At 71.3% G+C, this 18864-nt stretch carries 16 protein-coding genes, 1 tRNA gene and 4 pseudogenes; 14 read left to right on the top strand and 7 right to left on the bottom strand.

The window, feature by feature from the left end; all coding sequences use genetic code 11:
- The first annotated feature begins 5 nt into the window (after nt 1-5).
- From ACZ6TU_RS18360 to ACZ6TU_RS18335, 6 genes and pseudogenes are all read left to right on the top strand, one after another.
- On the top strand, nt 6-917 hold the full coding sequence (locus ACZ6TU_RS18360; protein WP_467670790.1) for an ATP-binding cassette domain-containing protein: 912 nt from the start codon (nt 6-8) through the stop codon (nt 915-917).
- A gap of 1 nt (nt 918) precedes the next feature.
- Entirely contained in the window at nt 919-1821 is a 903-nt protein-coding gene (locus ACZ6TU_RS18355; protein ID WP_467670792.1) for a sugar phosphate isomerase/epimerase family protein, read from the top strand.
- An 18-nt stretch (nt 1822-1839) separates the two neighbouring features.
- Nucleotides 1840-2859: a Gfo/Idh/MocA family protein gene (locus tag ACZ6TU_RS18350; RefSeq protein WP_467670794.1), complete on the top strand. Its 1020-nt coding sequence runs from the start codon at nt 1840-1842 to the stop codon at nt 2857-2859.
- Between the two features lie 128 nt (nt 2860-2987).
- Nucleotides 2988-3443: pseudogene (locus ACZ6TU_RS18345) on the top strand (SMODS-associated NUDIX domain-containing protein); the annotation flags it as partial.
- Between the two features lie 58 nt (nt 3444-3501).
- Nucleotides 3502-4332: a hypothetical protein gene (locus ACZ6TU_RS18340; protein WP_469549540.1), complete on the top strand. Its 831-nt coding sequence runs from the start codon at nt 3502-3504 to the stop codon at nt 4330-4332.
- Nucleotides 4329-4544 carry a hypothetical protein gene (locus ACZ6TU_RS18335; protein WP_469549536.1) on the top strand — a complete coding sequence of 72 codons (216 nt, stop codon included), beginning with the start codon at nt 4329-4331 and terminating at the stop codon, nt 4542-4544. Before ACZ6TU_RS18340 ends, ACZ6TU_RS18335 begins: the two co-directional genes overlap by 4 nt.
- Before the next feature lie 1270 nt (nt 4545-5814).
- Here the strand turns inward: ACZ6TU_RS18335 and ACZ6TU_RS18330 are convergent.
- Genes ACZ6TU_RS18330 through ACZ6TU_RS18320 form a run of 3 tightly spaced genes read right to left on the bottom strand, consistent with a single transcriptional unit; the run spans nt 5815 to nt 8810 of the window.
- Nucleotides 5815-6819, bottom strand: coding sequence for a Gfo/Idh/MocA family protein (locus tag ACZ6TU_RS18330; protein WP_469549534.1), 1005 nt, complete (start codon nt 6817-6819; stop codon nt 5815-5817).
- A gap of 48 nt (nt 6820-6867) precedes the next feature.
- On the bottom strand, nt 6868-7644 hold the full coding sequence (locus tag ACZ6TU_RS18325) for an SDR family oxidoreductase (protein WP_469549532.1): 777 nt from the start codon (nt 7642-7644) through the stop codon (nt 6868-6870).
- A gap of 8 nt (nt 7645-7652) precedes the next feature.
- Nucleotides 7653-8810 carry a phytanoyl-CoA dioxygenase family protein gene (locus ACZ6TU_RS18320; protein WP_467670805.1) on the bottom strand — a complete coding sequence of 386 codons (1158 nt, stop codon included), beginning with the start codon at nt 8808-8810 and terminating at the stop codon, nt 7653-7655.
- A 108-nt stretch (nt 8811-8918) separates the two neighbouring features.
- Between ACZ6TU_RS18320 and ACZ6TU_RS18315 the strand changes: the two genes are divergently transcribed.
- A complete protein-coding gene (locus ACZ6TU_RS18315) occupies nt 8919-9953 on the top strand; it encodes a LacI family DNA-binding transcriptional regulator (protein WP_469549528.1) in 1035 nt (344 codons plus the stop codon).
- Nucleotides 9954-10027: 74 nt separating this feature from the next.
- A complete protein-coding gene (locus tag ACZ6TU_RS18310; RefSeq protein ID WP_469549525.1) occupies nt 10028-10639 on the top strand; it encodes a TMEM175 family protein in 612 nt (203 codons plus the stop codon).
- Nucleotides 10640-10642: 3 nt separating this feature from the next.
- On the opposite strand, the gene ACZ6TU_RS18305 is transcribed toward ACZ6TU_RS18310, so the two are convergent.
- Nucleotides 10643-11806 (bottom strand): Gfo/Idh/MocA family protein, encoded by a 1164-nt coding sequence (locus tag ACZ6TU_RS18305; RefSeq protein WP_467670811.1) that lies wholly within the window; start codon nt 11804-11806, stop codon nt 10643-10645.
- A 111-nt stretch (nt 11807-11917) separates the two neighbouring features.
- On the opposite strand from ACZ6TU_RS18305, the gene ACZ6TU_RS18300 reads away from it, so the two are divergent.
- The 5 genes and pseudogenes from ACZ6TU_RS18300 to ACZ6TU_RS18280 form a co-directional block, all read left to right on the top strand.
- Nucleotides 11918-12916 (top strand): LacI family DNA-binding transcriptional regulator, encoded by a 999-nt coding sequence (locus tag ACZ6TU_RS18300; RefSeq protein ID WP_467670813.1) that lies wholly within the window; start codon nt 11918-11920, stop codon nt 12914-12916.
- Between the two features lie 71 nt (nt 12917-12987).
- Nucleotides 12988-13167, top strand: a pseudogene (locus tag ACZ6TU_RS18295) (4-carboxy-4-hydroxy-2-oxoadipate aldolase/oxaloacetate decarboxylase); the annotation flags it as partial.
- Between the two features lie 218 nt (nt 13168-13385).
- Nucleotides 13386-13625, top strand: coding sequence for a hypothetical protein (locus ACZ6TU_RS18290; RefSeq protein ID WP_467670815.1), 240 nt, complete (start codon nt 13386-13388; stop codon nt 13623-13625).
- Nucleotides 13626-13691: 66 nt separating this feature from the next.
- Nucleotides 13692-13765, top strand: a tRNA-Pro gene (locus ACZ6TU_RS18285).
- 237 nt (nt 13766-14002) lie between these two features.
- Nucleotides 14003-14254: pseudogene (locus ACZ6TU_RS18280) on the top strand (transposase); the annotation flags it as partial.
- Between the two features lie 86 nt (nt 14255-14340).
- On the opposite strand, the gene ACZ6TU_RS18275 reads toward ACZ6TU_RS18280, so the two are convergent.
- A complete protein-coding gene (locus ACZ6TU_RS18275) occupies nt 14341-15456 on the bottom strand; it encodes a trypsin-like serine peptidase (RefSeq protein ID WP_467670817.1) in 1116 nt (371 codons plus the stop codon).
- Nucleotides 15457-15818: 362 nt separating this feature from the next.
- Between ACZ6TU_RS18275 and ACZ6TU_RS18270 the strand changes: the two are divergent.
- Nucleotides 15819-16097 (top strand): annotated as a pseudogene (locus ACZ6TU_RS18270) (IS5 family transposase); the annotation flags it as partial.
- Between the two features lie 44 nt (nt 16098-16141).
- Here ACZ6TU_RS18270 and ACZ6TU_RS18265 read toward each other — a convergent pair.
- Both ACZ6TU_RS18265 and ACZ6TU_RS18260 read right to left on the bottom strand, forming a co-directional pair.
- The gene (locus ACZ6TU_RS18265; RefSeq protein ID WP_469549519.1) at nt 16142-17512 is read right to left on the bottom strand and encodes an aKG-HExxH-type peptide beta-hydroxylase; all 1371 of its coding nucleotides are present in this window, start codon (nt 17510-17512) and stop codon (nt 16142-16144) included.
- Entirely contained in the window at nt 17509-18741 is a 1233-nt protein-coding gene (locus ACZ6TU_RS18260) for an FxsB family cyclophane-forming radical SAM/SPASM peptide maturase (protein ID WP_467670821.1), read from the bottom strand. Before ACZ6TU_RS18260 ends, ACZ6TU_RS18265 begins: the two co-directional genes overlap by 4 nt.
- Nucleotides 18742-18864: the final 123 nt, after the last annotated feature.

The following is an 18864-nucleotide window of genomic DNA, read 5'->3' as shown; positions in this document are numbered from 1 at the left end:
TCGCAATGACAAGCAATTCCACGGGCACCCACGGGGCCGTTCTGAAGGACACCCAGACCACGGACGAGCGGCCCGTCGTCGAGCTGCGGGGCGCCGGCAAGTCCTACGGCAACATCCGCGCCCTGCACGGCGTCGACCTGTCCGTGCACGCCGGCAAGGTGACCTGCGTCCTCGGCGACAACGGCGCCGGCAAGTCCACCCTCATCAAGATCGTCTCGGGTCTGCACCAGCACACCGAGGGCGAGTTCCTCGTCGACGGCGAACCGGTGCGCTTCTCCACCCCGCGCGAGGCTCTCGACAAGGGCATCGCCACGGTCTACCAGGACCTCGCCGTCGTCCCGCTGATGCCGGTGTGGCGCAACTTCTTCCTCGGCTCCGAGATGACCAAGGGCCCCTGGCCGGTCCGACGTCTCGACATCGAGAAGATGAAGAAGACCGCGGACGAGGAACTGCGCGCCATGGGCATCGTCCTCGACGACATGGAGCAGCCCATCGGCACGCTCTCCGGCGGCCAGCGCCAGTGCGTCGCGATCGCCCGGGCCGTCTACTTCGGCGCCCGCGTCCTCATCCTGGACGAGCCGACCGCCGCCCTCGGCGTCAAGCAGTCCGGTGTGGTGCTGAAGTACATCGCCGCCGCCCGCGAGAAGGGCCTGGGCGTCATCTTCATCACCCACAACCCGCACCACGCCTACATGGTCGGCGACCACTTCAGCGTGCTGCGCCTCGGCACCATGGAACTGTCCGCCTCCCGCAGCGAGGTCAGCCTCGAGGAGCTGACCAACCACATGGCCGGCGGCACCGAACTCGCCTCGCTCAAGCACGAGTTGGCCCAGGTGCGCGGCGTCGACGTCGAGGAGCTCCCCGAAGAGGGAGACCTCACCGCCCCCGTAGCCACGTCTTCGGAAGGAAAGTCCTGACATGGCCCTCGCGCTCGACCGCATCCGGGTCGGCTCCGCCCCCGACTCCTGGGGCGTCTGGTTCCCCGACGACCCCCAGCAGGTGCCCTGGGAACGCTTCCTCGACGAGGTCGCCGAGGCCGGCTACTCGTGGATCGAACTCGGCCCGTACGGCTACCTGCCGACCGACCCGGCCCGGCTCACCGACGAGGTGACCAAGCGGAACCTGAAGGTCTCCGCCGGCACGATCTTCTGCGGCCTGCACCGCGGCCCCTCCGAGTGGGACTCCACCTGGGAGCAGGTCAGCCGGGTCGCCGCCCTCACCCAGGCCATGGACGCCAACCACCTCGTGGTCATCCCGTCCTTCTGGCGGGACGACAAGACCGCCGAGATCCTGGAGCCCCCGGAGCTCACCACCGAGCAGTGGCGCAACCTCACCACGGGCATGGAGCGCCTCGGCCGTGAGGTGAAGGACAAGTACGGTCTGGACATCGTCGTCCACCCGCACGCCGACACCCACATCGACACCGAGGAGCACGTCGAGCAGTTCCTCGACTCCACCGACTCCGGCGCGGTCAACCTCTGCCTGGACACCGGGCACTACGCCTACTGCGGCGGCGACAGCGTCAAGCTGATCGAGACGTACGGCGAGCGCATCGGCTATCTGCACCTCAAGCAGGTCGACCCGGACATCCTCGCCGACGTGGTCGAGAACGAGGTCCCGTTCGGCCCCGCCGTGGCGCGGGGAGTCATGTGCGAACCGCCCGCCGGTGTGCCCGAGCTGGGTCCGGTTCTCACCGCCGCCCAGAAGCTGGGCGTGGACCTGTTCGCCATCGTCGAGCAGGACATGTACCCCTGCGAGCCGGACAAGCCGCTGCCGATCGCGGTGCGCACCCGCAAGTTCCTGAGGTCCTGCGGCGCCTGACGATCCGAAAGGACGGCCATGACTGAGCGCGCCACCCTGGGAGTCGCGGTCATCGGTACCGGGAGAATGGGCGCCGACCACGTGCGCCGCATCCACGAAGTCACCAGCGGAGCACGGGTGGTGGCCGTGGTGGACGTCGACGCGGAGCGGGCGAAGGCCGTCGCCGCTCGCGTCGACGGCTGTACCGCCTACACCGACCCGGCGGCCGCGATGGCGGCGGCCGACGTCGACGCCGTCCTGATCGCCTCCCCGGGCCCGGCCCACGAGGCCACGCTGCTCGCGGCCTTCGAGCGCGACCTGCCCGTCCTGTGCGAGAAGCCGCTCACCCCCGACGCGGCCTCCGCCCTGCGCGTCCTCGAAGCCGAACTGCGCCTCGGCCACCGCCGTGTCCAGGTCGGCTTCATGCGCCGCTACGACCCCGAATACGCGAAGCTGAAGGCCCTGCTGACGTCGGGTCAGCTGGGCCGCCCGTTGATGCTGCACAACCGGCATCGCAACGTGGCCAGTCCGCCCTTCTTCACCAGCTCCATGCTCATCAGCGACTCCGTCGCCCACGAGGCGGACGCGACCCGCTGGCTGCTGGGGCACGAGATCACGGCGGTCACGGTCCTGCGCCCGGCCCCCTCCGCCAACGCCCCCGACGGGCTGCGCGATCCGCAGTTCGTCGTCTTCGAGACCGACGGCGGCGCACTCTCCGACGTGGAGATCTTCGTCAACTGCGGCTTCGGCTACCAGGTGCAGGCCGAGGTGGTCTGCGAACGCGGCACCGCCCGCATCGGCGACGGCCACGCCCTGGTCACCAACATGGCCGGCCGCTGGGGCGGCACCATCGCCCAGGACTGGACCGAACGCTTCGAGACGGCCTACGACCGGGAGGTCCAGACCTGGGTCGACGCCACCCGCCGCGGCGAGGTCACCGGCCCCAGTGTCTGGGACGGTTACGCCGCGGCGGCGGTGTGCGAGGGGGGCGTGCGGGCGCTGGAGGACGGCGGGCGGGTGGAGGTCGAGCTGGTGGAGCGGCCGCCCATGTACCGGTGACGAGCGCTGCCCGGCGGAAACCGGGAACCTCCGATCCCCTGAAGTCACCTCTTGGGATCGTCGTACCAGAACGGTGCGCAACAGGACACAGCGGCCGCTAGGATCCACTCCTCGAAGAGGGGGATTCAGTGCTCGCGGACATCGCTGTTCGCGTTGCCGTCACCGTAGCAGCGGCATTGGTCGTCTACATCGGCAAGACACTCTGGCAGAACCGGCGGCATCTACGGCTGCTTCTGCTCCTGTTCACACCGTGGCGGCGCATACGTGTCTCGGTGGCCGTGCTCCTGCGGCTCGACGACGAGGACCGCTACATCCTGTTCGACTCGCCCACACGGCCGGCGGCCTTCGGCCCGCCCGGCGGAGTGGTCAAGTATCACGAGACCGAGCGCCGCAAACTGGACAAGCTCGGCTTCGAGTGCGAGCAACGCAGCCAGGAGGTGATGAGGTGCGATTTGCGGGGCTTCGTACGAGCGGCCAGAATCCCGGGCTTCGCACGCTGGCTGCACGGCGGCGCCGACCGTGAGCCGGCGACGGACTGTCTGCGCCGCGAACTCGTCGAGGAACTGGCCGAGGTCGGCCACCCCGAACTGACCCCATGGGTGCCGTCCGTCAACTTCACCCTCGTCCGCCGGGTGGTCGACGGTGACGGACTTCTTGCCGGACCGTACGTTCCAGAAGCTGTTCGACCCTCGGACCGCCCTGAGCGCCTTACCGGTGGTCTGGCGCGCTTCCTACAACCAACTCGACCCCGAGCGGGCCATCCTCGTCTGTCTCGCCGTGCGCAACGTCCTGCGACGGGGACCTGCCGTGGTCGGGACGCGTTTCGCCGGGCTGCGCTGGGACGTCACCTTCTTCCACGTACACCTGTACCTGGCGGGGTCGCTCCAGGAGTACGCCACGGAACAGATGGCCCGGGGGCGCAGCCGTCTGGTCCGCCCCATGCTCGAAGAGGCCATCCGCTGCTGGGAGATCGTCGAACCGGACGCGGACCGGCTGCTGGCCCCCGAGAGCAAGGCACGCCGCATCTGCCGTGGGAAACGCGGAGTCACCCGGCTCTACCTGGCCCGCAACACGCGGCGGCCTTTCGACCTCCTGCGGGGAGCCCGCACGGATCTGGAGTACGCCGAAGCGGCGGAGGACACCAGCGCCGGTCACTTCACCTTCCTGCTGGAGGTGCTCAGCCGGCTGTCCGACGATCCGGCGGGACTTCCCGCACTCTGGGACGCGGCCGACGCCCTGATCGAACGGGCGGTCCCCCACGTCGCCGGTTCCTCCCGCTGGCTGGTCACCCTGGGGGAGCACCGGCTCAAGAGGGCGCAGTCACCGCACGGCCGCCCCGCCGACGGGCTCGACGTCCAGTCGGCCTCCGCGTTGTACGGGCAGTTGCGCACCGACCTCGTGCCGGCCGGTGAGGAGAGCCGGGAAGCCCAGGTGGCGCTGGGCGGGCGGCCCTGCACTACGCGAAGGTCATGAAGCTCGCCGGCGGCAAGGACGACGAGGCGGTGATGCTCCACCACCTCACCGAGGCGATCAGCTGGTTCGAAGCGGTCTCCCAGGACGACCAGGCCCCGGACAACGTGCACGGCCTGCTGGGTGAGGCATACCTGCGGCGGGCCCGTACGGGCAGTGAGAAGGACCTGCGGGCAGGGCGTGGCAACTCGATCCCCACTGGCCCTGGCCGCTGATGCAACTGGCGGAATTCGCGGCCCCACGGGCGCGGAAGGGCGTATCGGCCGTGACCCCGCAGGGGAGCGGGACGCCGGAACTCGGGGACGAGGAGCACGCGGACCCGAGGGTGTCCGAGATCCGGCGTGCGGTCCGCGAAGGCGATCAGGCCTGGCTCTACCAGGAAGCGGCGTGGACGGCCGTCCACGCGCCCAGCCCTTTCGCCAGGAGATTCTGGGGGGACGGTCGGAAACCTACGTACTCGACGACCCCCAGCGGCTGCTGTCCGCGACGCTCGTACTGAAGCCGACCAGCCGGGGCGAGGCCGAGGCGGAACGCGATCAGCTGGCGTCCCTGCGCCGCTACCTCAAAGACACCGGGGCACCGGACTGGATGCTGCTGCCCGCCCCCTGGCGATGGTCGAACTTCCCCCGGACTGGCCGACGTCCCGCGATCCCGCGCCGGACACCGCCCTGGCGTCGCGTCGCGCGGTGGGCCGAAGCCTGGCGGCGGCCATCGCGGACGCCTACGAAGGACGCGGTGGGCACCCGCTCGCGTCGCTCGCCCAGGCGGTTCGGTACCTGGCACGCATCCACGTCTGGGCCACGGAGGTGTCGGAACCGCCGTCGGGGCAGGCCTCCACCGCGACGGACGCCTACGAGAGGGTCGCCGGCGACCTGGCCAAGCGTGCCGGACGACTCGGCGTCCCTCGCGCGGACGCACTCGCCGCCCGCTGGGCAGCGGTCACGCCCGCCGAGCTTCCCCCGGTTCCGGGCCGCGACGCGCACGCGGAGAACTGGCTGGTCACCGACAACGGCAAGATGGTCGCCCTCGGTCTCGAACCCCACGGCCACCTTCCCCTGCTCTACGAGGTGGTTCAGCTGGTCGAGGACCACGCCGCCCTGGGCCTCAAGGACAGCGACTGGCCGGAACGCGAGGCTCTGTGCGGGCTGTACCTGGACGAGCTGGCGCACCTCGGTTACCCGGCGACGGTCGCCGCCGCGCACGTGCTCCCCGCCTACCAGTCGTTCGCTCTGGTGCGGGCGCTGTTCCTGATGGAGCATCTGTCGGAGAACGCGGCGGCCGAACTCGGCCGCCTCCACGGGCTCCCGCCGCTGGGCGCGGAGACGTCTCGGCCATGCCCACGCCCTGATGGAACGCTGCGAGGAGGCAGCGGCCGCGGCCGGGCTACGGAGCCTGGCCGCGGAGCTGAGGGGCTTTCTCGACGGCTGACGGCAGGTCCGCGCCCCTCCCACGGGCGGGCCCGGCCTTCGTCGGCAGGCCCGCCCGTCAGGCCTCCCGCGCCTCCGCGATCGTCACCGGCCGGTGCTCGTGCAGCGACAGCGTGCACGCCTCGGCGATCCAGCCCGCTTCCAGGGCGTCCTCGATCGTGCAGGGGGAGGGGCGGGTGCCGGCGACGACCTCGGTGAACGCGGTCAGTTCGGCGCGGTAGGCCTCGGTGAAGCGGTCCATGAAGAAGTCGTGCGGGGTGCCCGCCGGGAAGGTCACGCCCGGCTCGACCGAGCGCAGCGGCAGCTTGTCCTCCAGGCCGACGGCGATGGAGTCCGTAAAGCCGTGGATCTCCATGCGGACGTCGTAACCACGGGCGTTGTGGCGGGAGTTGGACACCACCGCGATGGTGCCGTCGTCCAGGGTGAGGATTGCGCCGGTGGTGTCGGCGTCACCGGCCTCCTTGATGAAGTCGGCACCGCGGTTGCCGCCCACGGCGTACACCTCGGTCACCTCACGGCCGGTCACCCAGCGGATGATGTCGAAGTCGTGCACCGAGCAGTCGCGGAAGATGCCGCCGGAGGCGGCGATGTACGCGGCGGGCGGCGGTGCCGGGTCGAGCGTGGTCGAGCGGACCGTGTGCAGCGTGCCGAGCTCGCCGCTCCGCACGGCGGCGCGGGCGTTGACGAAACCGGTGTCGAAACGGCGGTTGTAGCCGATCTGGATCGGCACGCCCTTGCCCTGGACGGCCTTCAACACCTCGACGCCCTCGCTCATGGTCTTGGCGACGGGCTTCTCGCAGAAGACGGGGATGCCGGCCTCGACCCCGGCGAGGATCAGCGCGGGGTGGGCGTCCGTCGCGGCCGCGACGACGATGCCGTCCACGCCGGCGGCCAGCAGGGCCTCGGGCGAGTCCACGACCTCGGCGCCGAACCGTTCGGCGGCGGCCTTGGCGGCGTCCGCGAACGGGTCGGTGACGACGAGGGACTCGACGGCGTCGAGCCCGGAGAGGGTCTCGGCGTGGAAGGCGCCGATGCGGCCGAGGCCGAGGATTCCGATACGCATGGGGGTGTTCGCTCCTAGTGTGCGGGTCTTGCGAGGGGGGAAGAAGGGCTAGTCGAGGCCGCCGAGCACGTTCTGGTCCCAGTCGATCACCGATCCCGTGACCACCCCGGACCGGTCCGACAGCAGGAACACCACGAAGTCGGCGATCTCGTCCGGTTGGCCCAGCTTGCCCATCGGCAACTTCGTGGCGGCCTGCTCACGCCAGCCGTCCCCGGCGCCGTGGAAGGCCCGCTGCGTCGCGTCCTCGCCCTCCGTCGCCGTCCAGCCGATGTTCAGGCCGTTGATGCGGATCCGGTCCCAGCGGTGCGCGTGCGCGGCGTTGCGGGTCAGGCCGATGAGTCCGGCCTTGGCGGCGACGTACGGCGCCAGGAACGGCTGCCCGCCGTGCGCCGACGACGTGATGATGTTGACGATCGTGCCGGGCGCCTCCCGCGCGACCATGTCCGCGACCGCCGCCTGCATGGCGAAGAAGGGCCCCTTGAGGTTGATCGCGATGTGCTGGTCGAACAGCTCGGGCGTGGTGTCCAGCAGCGTCCCCCGGGAGGTCAGCCCGGCGGAGTTCACGAGGCAGTCGACGCGGCCGTACGTCTCCAGGACCCGGGCCACGGAGGCCTTCGCCTGCGCCGCGTCCGACAGGTCGGCCCGCACGTACAGGGCCTTGCCGCCCGCGGCGGTCAGCTCCGCCACCAGCGCCTCGCCGGGTTCGGGGCGCCGCCCGGTGACGGCCACGACCGCCCCCTCGCGGACCGCGGCCCGCGCGATGGCGGCGCCGACCCCCTGACTGCCGCCGTTGACCAGGACGACCTTGTCGTCGAGAAGTCCCACGAGGTTCCTCAGCTCTCTCGTCGTTCGGTACCGGCCCGCAGCTCCGCCCGGAGCGCCTCCGGCGTCCACCCCTCGTACAGTGCCCGCCGGACGAGATCCGCCTGCGAGGGCGGGGCCAGGCCGTCGACCGGCGGGTCGCTGTCGAGGTTGGTGGGGAAGGGGTAGCCCTCGGCGCTCGCCGCGATGACGTTGGCCAGCCACGCGTCGCTCGCGCCTTCGGCCTTCCGTTTCAGCAGCACGGGGTACACCGCGTTCGCCACGGCCTCCCGGTCCACCGTCTCCATCGCGCGCCCGAACGCGGACGACACCTGCAACAGGTTGGCCATGCGCCGGATACCGGCAGAGCGGTTGGTGCCGGCGGCGTGGAAGAGGGCCGGGTTGAAGAAGACCGCGTCGCCCTTCGCGAGCGGCAGCTGCACCTGGTGCGCCTCGAAGTACGCCCGGAACTCCGGGCGCCGCCAGGCGAGATAGCCCGGCTCGTACCTCTGCGAGTGCGGCAGGTACATCGTCGGCCCGGACTCCACCGGCATGTCGCAGTGCGCGACCGCGCCCTGGAGGGTCAGCACGGGGGAGAGGCGGTGCACGTGCCCGGGGTAGGCGGCGGCGACCTCGTCGGACAGGAAGCCCAGATGGTAGTCGCGGTGCGCGGTCTGGGCGGCGCCGCCCGGGTTGACCACGTTGAGCTGCGAGGTGACCTGGTAGCCGGGGCCCAGCCAGGCCGTCGCCACGAGGGCGAGGACGTCGTTGGCGTAGTAGTCGGCGAACGCCTCCGCGTCGTAGAGAGCCGCCTTCTCCAGCGCGTTCCACACCCGGTCATTGGCGCCCGGCTTCGCGAAGTGGTCACCGGCTGTCGCGCCCGAGGCGCGCTGCTCGGTGATCAGGGCGTCGAACACGGCGGTGGCCCGGTCCACGACCTCCGGGTCCGGAAAGGCACCGCGGAAGACGACGATGCCGGGCCCCTCGGCGAGCGCGCGCACCAGCTCGGCCTGGACCACCCGGTCGCCCTCGAGCAGACCGGCGTCGTAGACCGGCACGTTCCGCTCCACGGCAGAGGCGTGCGGATAGTCGGCGGGGTCCGTCGCCCGCTCGACCAGCGCGCGGAACGCGTCGAGATCGCAGTCCTGCTCGGACAGCCAGACGCGGGGGTGTACGGGAGTGAAGGACATCGTCGTCCCTTCGGGGTCACGGAGCGACGGAGCCCTGTCATTCTTGTCAGTACAAACCCCTCGAACAACCAGCAGGCAGCCATCAAAAACCCCTCAAGGAGCCGGCGCATGGGTCACCCCTTCCCGATCCGGGAGATCGCACGTCAGGCGGGCCTGAGCGAGGCGACCGTCGACCGGGTCCTCAACGGCCGGGGCGGGGTCCGGGAGAGCACCGCGCAGGAGGTGCACCGGGCGATAGCCGACCTGGACCGGCAGCGCACCCAGGTCCGGCTCGTCGGCCGGACGTTCATGGTCGACATCGTGATGCAGGCGCCCGAGCGCTTCACCACCGCGATCCGTGCCGCCCTGGAGGCCGAGCTGCCGTCCCTGCACCCGGCGGTGCTGCGCTCCCGCTTCCACTTCCGCGAGACCGGCCCGGTGGGCGAGCTGGTGCGGATCCTGGACCGGATCGCCCGGCGCGGCTCGCAGGGCGTGATCCTCAAGGCCCCGGACGTCCCCGAGGTCACCGCCGCCGTCGGCCGCCTCGAAGCCGCCGGCATCCCGGTCGTGACCCTGGTGACCGACCTGCCCGCCAGCGCTCGCCTCGCCTACGTCGGCATCGACGACCGGGCGGCGGGCGCGACGGCCGCGTATCTGATGGGGCAGTGGCTGGGGGAGCGCCCGGGCAACATCCTGACCAGCCTCAGCAGCGGTTTCTTCCGCAACGAGGAGGAGCGCGAGATGGGCTTCCGCAGCGCCATGCGGGCCCGGCACCCCGAGCGCACGCTGGTCGAGATCGCCGAGGGGCAGGGCCTGGACGCCACCCAGTACGACCTCGTCCGGGCCGCGCTGGAACGCGACACGGACATCCGCGCGGTGTACTCGATCGGCGGCGGCAACATCGCCACGCTCCGGGCCTTCGACGACCTCGGCCGCGAGTGCGCCGTGTTCGTCGCGCACGACCTCGACCACGACAACACCCGACTGCTGCGCGCGCACCGCCTGTCCGCCGTGCTCCACCACGACCTGCGCCAGGACGTGCGCGAGGCCTGCCACACGGTCATGCGGGCACACGGCGCGCTGCCGCCGGCCGGGCCGTCGTTGCCGTCGGCGATCCAGGTGGTGACGCCGTACAACATGCCGCCGCAGGCGACGGCCGTGTGATCCCGGAGGCGTTCGGGGGCGTGACCGGGTGTGGATCCGGAAGGGAAGCTTCCACGGCCCCTACCGTCGAGCCCATGTGGACATCACGCCCGGACGGCGGGCCGGACCGGTTGCTGGCGCTCGCCGACGGCGTGTTCGCCATCGCCATCACGCTGCTCGTCCTGGATCTCTATGTGCCGCGGGGCCTGGAGCCCGACCAGTACCACGAGGCCCTGCGCCGGGTGCTGCCCGATCTCGGGGCCTACGCGCTCAGCGTGGTGGTGCTCGGCAGTTTCTGGCGCGACCACCGCAGGATCTTCCGTGACGTACGGGAGGTTGACGGACACGTGATCATCCTGTCCCTCACCGGCCTGGGTGTCGCGGCCCTGGTGCCCTTCCCGACCAGGCTGCTCGCGGAGTACGGCGACGAGTCCGTGTCGGTCGCCGTCTACGCGGCGGCGGTCGCCGCGCTCGGCGCCTGCCATCTGGCACTGGCCGCCGTCCTGGCGAAGCGCCCCTGGCTCCGCGCTGGCACCCCCTCCGATACCGGCAGCACGCCCTACCTCCTCGAGAGCGCCTCGATGGTGGTGGTGTTCGCCGTGACCGTCCCGCTGGCCCTGGTGACCGGGGCCCCGGCCATGTGGCTGTGGCTCGTCCTCGTCCCGGTGAGATTCGTCCTGGGCCGCCGCCTCCAGAAGGCCGGCTGAACGTCAGGCACCCACGGCCACGTCCGCCCAGGCACCGCTCGACGCCGATCGCGCCATCGCGTCCAGCACGGCCGCACTGTGCACGGCGTCCGCGAGTGTCGCCCCGTGCGGAGTGCCCTCGGCGACCGACCGGAGGAAGCGGTACGCCTCGATGACCTTCAAGTCGTCGTAGCCCATGGCGTTCGCCGCGCCGGGCTGGAAAGCGGCGAACTCGCCGTGGCCCGGGCCGACGTACACCGTCGTCACGGCCTGGTCCTGGTAGGTCGTGCCGCGGCTGATCCCCAGTTCGTTCATGCGGCGGAAGTCCCAGAACACCGCGCCCTTGGTGCCGTGCACCTCGAAGCCGTAGTTGTTCTGTTCGCCGACCGAGACCCGGCAGGCCTCCAGCACACCGCGCGCCCCGGAGGCGAACCGCAGCAGGCAGCTGACGTAGTCCTCGTTCTCGACGGGGCCGAGTTCACCGCCGGAGGCGCGGCTGTGGCCCGCCGTCGCGCCGGTGGGACGCGCCCGTTCCGGAAGGAAGATCGCCGTGTCGGCCGTCAGGGACATGATGTCGCCCAGCAGGTGACGGGCCAGGTCCGCGCCGTGCGAGGCCAGGTCGCCCAGCACGCCGCTGCCGCCCCGCTCCCGCTCGTACCGCCATGTCAGCGCGCCCTCGGGATGGGCCGCGTAGTCGCTGAACAGCCGGATGCGGACATGCGTGACCGTGCCGATCTCCCCGGAGGCGATCAGCTCGCGGGCCGCCTCGACGGCGGGCGCGTTGCGGTAGTTGAAGCCGACGGTGCCCTGCACGCCCGCCGCGGCCACCGCGTCCGCCACCGCACGGGCGTCCTCGGTGGTCAGACCCACCGGCTTCTCGATCCAGATGTGCTTGCCCGCCTCGGCCATGGCGACGCCGATCTCGCGGTGCAGGAAGTTCGGCGCGGTGATGCTGACCGCCTTCACCCGGGGGTCGGCGACCACCTCGCGCCAGTCACGCGCGGTCGACGCGAACCCGAACTGCGCGGTGGCCTCCGCCGCCCGGCCCGGCACCTCATCGGCGACCGTGACCAGCTCCGGAACGAGGGGCAGCTGCGGATAGTGGTGCCGCACGCGCGCGTACGCCTGGGTGTGCACCCGCCCCATCCAGCCGAATCCGACGACGGCGACGCCGAGCGTGTCCACCATGAGAGCCCCTCTTTGGACCGTTCCAGAACCTGTTCAGCCCACCCTGGGCGCGCTTTCCCGGCGCTGTCAACCCTTTGACAATGCGACGACCCGCATGGAACGGTCCATCCCATGAGACCGCCGACGATCCGCGACGTTGCCGAACGGGCCGGCGTCTCCAAGTCGCTGGTCTCCCTGGTGCTGCGCGGCTCCGACCAGGTACGCCCCGAGAAGCGGGAAGCCGTGCTCCGGGCCGCGCGAGAACTCGGCTACCGCCCCAACGCAGCCGCCCGCAGCCTCAGCGAACAGCGCACCCGCACGGTGGGCGTCCTCCTGAACGACCTGCGCAATCCCTGGTTCGTCGACCTCCTCGACGGTCTGAACTCCCTCCTGCACGACAACGGCCTGCACATGCTGCTCGCCGACGCCCGCCTCAACCGTCGCACCGGCCAGGACCCGGCCGATCCGCTCCTGGACCTCCGCGTCGACGGCCTGGTCGTGGTCGGAACCCTGCCTGACCCCGCGGCCCTCGGCGCGGTCGCCGAGCGGATGCCGGTGGTCCTGGCGGGTGCCCGCGAGCCCGTGCCACCCGGGGTGGACCAGGTCGCCGGCGACGACGAACAGGGCGCCCGGCTGGTCACCGAGCACCTCATCGGCCTCGGCCACCGCCGCATCGCGCACCTCGCGGGCTACGGAGCCGTCGGCGAACTGCGCCGCCGCAGCTTCGAGGCGACGATGCGGGCGCACGGCCTGGCGGACCGGGCCGTCGTCGAGACCGGCGACATGACCGAGGAGGGCGGCTACCGCGCCACCGTCCGCCTCCTCAGCCGGCCCGACCGACCCACCGCCGTCTTCGCCGTCAACGACATCACCTGCGTCGGCGCCCTCTCCGCGGCGGAGGAACTGGGCCTGCGCGTCCCGCACGACGTGTCCGTCGTCGGCTACGACAACACGAGCATCTCCCGGCTGCGCCACCTGTGGCTCACCACCGTCGACAACGCCGGTCACGAGGTCGGCCGCCGCGCCGCCCGCTTCCTCCTCGACCGCTTCGAGCGGCCCGGGGGAGAGGGGCGGGTCCATCTGGCGGCGCCGACGCTGGAGATCCGGGGTACGACGGGCCGGCCGTCCTAGAGGTCCCCTGCGTACCCCTCTGCGGGGCTTCACGGCGGAGACGTCTGCACGCGATACGGCGGACGGCCGCCGCCGTCTCCACCCCGGGCACGGTCAAGGCCACCGGCGGCGGCGCGGTCAACGTGCCGATCGCGATCGGCGGCCAGGTGATCCGCCCCGGCGACGGGATCCTCGTCGACGTCGACGTCGACGTCGACGCCGTCGTGGTCGTCCCCCGCGTGCAGGCCCGGCGGACGGCCGAGGCCGCCGAGGGCACGGGCCGGGCGCTGATGGGCGCGCACTGGCTGGGGGCTGACCCACGGGAGGCGCGGGCGGAGGTCCGGGCGATACCGGGATGCACCGTCGACTGTCCGTCTCAACCCGTATGCCCTGGTGGGGAGTTCCCTCCGACTCGCGTATTGTTTGCGGCATATGCCCAGGGCTGAGCTCCTCAGGGCATGCGATCGCGCAGGCGAAGGGGGAACAGGACGTGGGCGAGACGCGGCACCGACCCGTCCGGCGTACCGGACTGACCGGAGGTGCCGTCCCGGCGCTCCTGGCCGTCGCGGGCTGCGTCGGCCACGCGACCAAGGCGGAGATCCCCTGGTGGGCCGTCCTCGCCGTCGCCGTCTCGACAGTGGGCCTGGCCGGCTGGACCGGGGCCCGGATCGACCGTCGCCACGCACCCCGCCACCTCGAACACATGCCACCAGCGGGGCCGCGAGGCTGAGCACCCCTCCGCACATGCGGTAGGGTTGACCTGCGCGATCACGCGGTTCACCCGCGCGAGGCGCATCGGGACGTGGCGCAGCTTGGTAGCGCACTTGACTGGGGGTCAAGGGGTCGCAGGTTCAAATCCTGTCGTCCCGACTGGAGTCCGCTCCATAGTCGCAGGTCAAGGCCTTGAACACATCACGTGAGACAAGGCCTTGATCATTTCTGGGTCCTCGCACCACAGGACAGATCCACGCTCAGCCCCGTAGCAGTTGAAGCCGGAACTGGGATTGACCTCCAGACAGAACGCCTCCCCGTCGTCGGTGAGGATCAGGTCGACACCGGCGAGGGCGAGGCCGAGCCCACGCGCCAGCTTTCGGCACCGCTCCGCCAGGTCGCCGGGCAGCTCCCAAGCCTGCCGCGGACGGTGTCATCGGGCTTGTCCATCCGATCGCCCAGTGGCCCGAGGACGAGGCGGAGCCGGTGAAGTACTGGATCTCGAACCTGCCCGCCGACACCCCCGCCCGCGATCCGGTGAGGCTGGCCAAGTCACGCTGGCGCATCGAGCACGGCTACCGGGAGCTGAAGAGCAGCCTCGGACTCGATCACTTCGAAGGGCGCTCGTTCATTGGCTGGCACCGGCACCGGCACGTCGCTGAGTTGCGTGAGCCGTCGTCGCGCACCTGCTACGCCGTAGGGCCGGCCGGGTCGTCCTGCGCGGGGGAATGTGCTCAGGGCCACTCGGCACGCAGAGCGTTCACCATCCGCGGCATCCCACCTCCGCCCGCGCAGACGTTGTTATCCTCCGCGACGATGGGACCAGCCATGCGCAGCTCGTCGCCGGAGTGAACCCCGATGATGTAGGGCAGCCCGTCCGGAAACGTGCCGAACAACGGCCCGCCGGAGTTCCCGTCGGACGCGTCCCCGCGGTGCTCGATCTCATTCCATTCCCCCGAGGGGTCGTCGTCGATCACGGGGATGCCGTTCTGGAAGGTGGGTCGCTCCGCGCCGGTGATGCTGCCTGGATACCCGACCAGCGTCCAGCGTCCCTCGTCCTCCCAGTCGTCGTCGTAGGTTTTGGTGCCGAACCACCCGAGGGGGTTTCCCAGGGGGTTGTAGAGCTTCAGGACGGCGAAGTCGCGGTCCTGAGTGGAGTCACCCACGTTGTTCGGGTGGACGACGTGGCGGTACGCCTCGCAAAACGACTCCAGGCCCACCGTCGACACGCCGTTGAAGAATCCGGGGATGAACCTGACGGCCCATCGTCCGGCGCCCCCGTCCCGGGGCATGAGATGCGCACTGGTGGCGATATGGCGTGGTCCGACGAGCGCGGCCGTCCCAAACCGCCTGCTCACGCCGAACTCGAAGACCTCGATGCGGCCGATACAAGTCATCGGGTAGCCCTCAGGACGGAAGGGGGTGCGATTCTCGGGGCCGTACACCTTGTGCAACCGCACGTCTTTGCCGTTCTTGACCCGCCACGGCGGCGGTTCCGTGGGTGCGACCTTCGGATGGTAGACGCGGGGTCGCCAATCGGGCCGATGAGGCTGCGTCGTGGACGCCCAGGAATCTCCGACCCCCTCCTGTGTCCGACCGTCACCTCCGAGCCGCCCCAGGAACGCACCCTTTGGCAACTGGAACGACCCGTTTCGTGCGAGCTCGGCTCCCAGATCCGGCAACCTGGCCCGTTCGCTGCCGTCCGGGCTGGAGAGGTGCACCACCCTGTCGGACATCGATTCCCGCATCTCAGCCGGGATCATCTCGCCGGAGACGGGGTCGTTGTCCATTTCCAGCAACTGCTCCAGTGTCAGCGGTTCCGCGGTGTCGTCATTCGTCAGGTTGGTCATGGCGAGTGCTTCCTTCCCCAAGGGGTCGGCAAAGTTGATGATCTTGTGTAGGTGCCTGAGGCTGTCGACGCTCCTGGCTCAGGATGGCCGCCGGGCAATGGGCAGAGGAGGCGCTGTCCTCCTGCCAATCCACTGGAGCGTCTTCGACGGGAAGCCCTACTGTTCGTCGACGCAATGCCACAGAAGCAGGACGAAGTCGACCTCTTCCTCATGCAGCGTGCAGCCGCCGCGGCGGCTTCTGGTCACTGCCGACAGCTGTGGCTCGCGACTGTGACAGTCCTCCTATACAGGGAACATCACATAAATAGAGCATATGTGGGCGAGATGGCGAGCGCATATCGAGGACCAGGCTGTGTCTGATAATTGATCTTGCGGTTGGTCGGGGTGAGTTGACGGATACGGCGTGGGAGCGGATAGCTCCGCTGCTGCCGGGTGTGGATGGTCGAGGGCGGCCGTGGCGGGATCACCGTCAGGTCGTCAACGGCGTGTTGTGGCGGTTGCGGACGGGGGCACCTTGGCGGGACCTGCCCGAGCGCTGTGGCCCGTGGCAGACGGTCTACGAGCGTTTCGCCCGCTGGCAGCGGGACGGGACCTGGGCGAGGCTGCTCGAGCACGTCCAGGTCCGCGACGATGCGACGGGGACGCACGTCCTGCACACCCATCATTGCCTGATATGGGCAGATACTCAGATCAGCAGCGCCTCCGGCACCCCGTTCCTCCGTACCCACTCCGCTCGATGCCCGGCCGCCAGGGCCAGCCCCCGGCGGTGGGCCTCGGCAGGGATCGGGAGGTGGCACAGGCCGTCGAGGGTGTTCAGCATCGTCTCCGCGAAGTGCTGCCCGAGGGATGTGAGGCGGCCGGAGGCCAGCAGGACCTCCGTGGCCTCCCGGGCGCCCGTGCGCCAGCGCGCGAACTGGGCGTGCGCCCGCGCGAGTTCCTCTGGGTCCTGCTCCACGGCCCGATGCCGGTTCCAGAACTCCGCCACCCCGAGGTGTGCGTACGCCCCGTGGAACAGGCCGATCAGGGGCCGGGGATCCGGGCGCCAGGGAGCGTAGTAGCGCTCGTCGCCGCCGGGCTCGAACAGGTCGAAGAGATGCAGGACGGCGGCGAACTTGCTGTGCTGCAACTCGTGGGCGAGGGACAGGGCAAGACCGCGACCTGTGCGCGGCCGGGACAGCGCCATGGAGCCGAACGCCTCCGCACTGCTGCCGCTGAAGCTGCCCGTGCTGCCGAGGGGCACCAAGGTGCGTGGGCCGGTGGCGAGTTCGGCCCAGGTCTCCGGGTGGTGGGCCCGCAGCAGCCGGCAGGCATCCCGGGCCGTGACCTCCCACCAGTGCAGATCGTCCGCCGTCAGACCCAGCGGCTGCTCGGGCACGCCGGGGAAGCGCAGCGGGTCCACGTCGTCCAGGAGCAGGGGCGCGCCGGTGTCCAGCACAACGAGCCGGTGGGCCGCCCGCCACCGTCCCGACGATGCGTACGGCGCCTTCGGCACGGCCACAGGGCCGGGAACGGATCCCCGCCCCGCCACCCCGATCCGGGCCTCACCGTCGGCATCGATCTCCACCTCGGCCAGGTCGCCGGGCCCGGCACCGGAGAAGCCGGCACCGCCGAGCGCGGGCAGGAAGACCCGGTCCGTCGTCAGGGGCCACCGCACCCGTGCGGACACGCCCGCGCGGACCGCGGCCGCCGCGGCGAGGGAGCTGAACCAGTGGACCGGCGGCTCGCCGCTCGCCCCGGCCTCGGCCTCACCCGCGACGACGCGGTCCAGCCGGGCCAGCAGGCCGACCAGCGCGGTGCCCACCGACGGATGGCTGAGGACCGCCGACACCGCCCGGGGATCGGCGCGATGGGCGGCCGCGAGGAGCTCCCAGGCCTGCCCGGCCGCCTCGGCCACGCCGCCGCCGATGTCACGGGCGGCCTCCGTGACAGCGTGTACGCAGGCCAGACGGCGGCTGTACTCGGCGCGGGCGAGCAGGTCCAGGGCCTCGGCCCCGCCGCCGCCCGTCGCGAGCGCGGTGAAGAGCCTGCCGGGCACACGGATCGGCACGGGCCTCATGCCGCTTCCGCCGGGGCACTGCGCAGCCCGTCCAGGTCCCCGGCGAGCCGCTCCCTGACCCGCACGATCAGAGCGGCCAGGTCGGCACAGTAGACACTGGGGTTGGCGAACCCGGTGGCCGGCCGGTAGCGGTTGGCGTAGTGGCCGCCCCCGCACACCTGCCGCAGCCGGCAGTCGCGGCACTGCGCGGACAGACCGTCGGCGCCCCACTGGCGGGCCGCGACGCCCGGATGGCGCAGCAGCGCGTCGAAGGAGTCCCGCTCGACATGGAGGCCGGTCCGCGCGGCGCCGTGATAGGCGGTGCGCAGCGTGTCGTCCTGGGCGAGCGCTCCGTCCGTCTCCACCACGGCGTACCGCACGGGAGCCAGGCCCAGCGCCTCCGTCTCCGGGGCACCGCCGAGCAGCAGCGTCATCATGTCCTCGAGCAGCCGCACCCGCGTCTCCCGCCGCCGGGCCCCGTACCACCGCTCGAACACCTGCCACAGCCAGTCCGCGTACGGCGTGCCGGGCAGGCCGGGCCGCAGTCCGGGCGGGGGAGTGTGCCAGTTGCCCTGCGGAAGCAGGAAGTCCACCGCGGGCGGACGGTACGTCAGCAGGTGCTCGTAGCAGCGCACCGGATCGTTCCGCAGGTCGATGGTGCACAACAGGCCCGCGAACAGCTCGCGATGGGGCCCGTCGGCCAGCCGGTGCAGGGCGGCGGCGACCCGGGCGTGGCTGCCGCGTCCGTCGGCGCCACGGCGGTGCCGGTCGTGTGCCGCGCGGTCGCCGTCCAGACTGACGGAGACACGGATGCCGTGCGCGGCGCACAGGTCGAGCCAGCGTTCGGTCAGCCGTACGCCGTTGGTCTGGAGCGCGAGGTGCAGCCGTACGCCGGGGCCGGCCGCGGCGCGCAGGACCGAGGCGGCCCGGCCGACGGCGGCTTCCCCGGCGAGCAGCGGCTCGCCTCCGTGCAGCACCACCCCGGCCTCTCGCACGCCGTGCGCCGCCAGGTGTTCGGCGATGCGCTCGGCCGTGCGGTCGAGCGTGTCCGGCGCCATGGTGCGCGGCTGCGCGCGCCAACTGCTGTCGTGCGAGCGGTACATGTAGCAGTACTGGCAGGCGAGGTCGCAGCGGCTGTGCACCTTCAGTACGAAGGAGTGGAACGGAGTGGGCGACCATCCGGCCGCTTCCCGCGCCGCGACGTCGGCAGCGACCGGCCAGGGCGGCTCCGCATGGCGCAGTCGATTCATACGTACCCCCCGGTTCGCATGCCGACCGGCCCGGTGCCCGCCCGGCCGGCCCACGCCATTTGGCTCAGTATTCGGCGCCGGTGACAGACCGTCAACATCGAGATTCCGTCGTCCGGGCCGCCA

It is taken from the genome of Streptomyces sp. NPDC052064, assembly GCF_055585925.1.
Note: the sequence above shows the minus strand (reverse complement) of the source record. Positions and strands in the feature narration are given on the sequence as shown.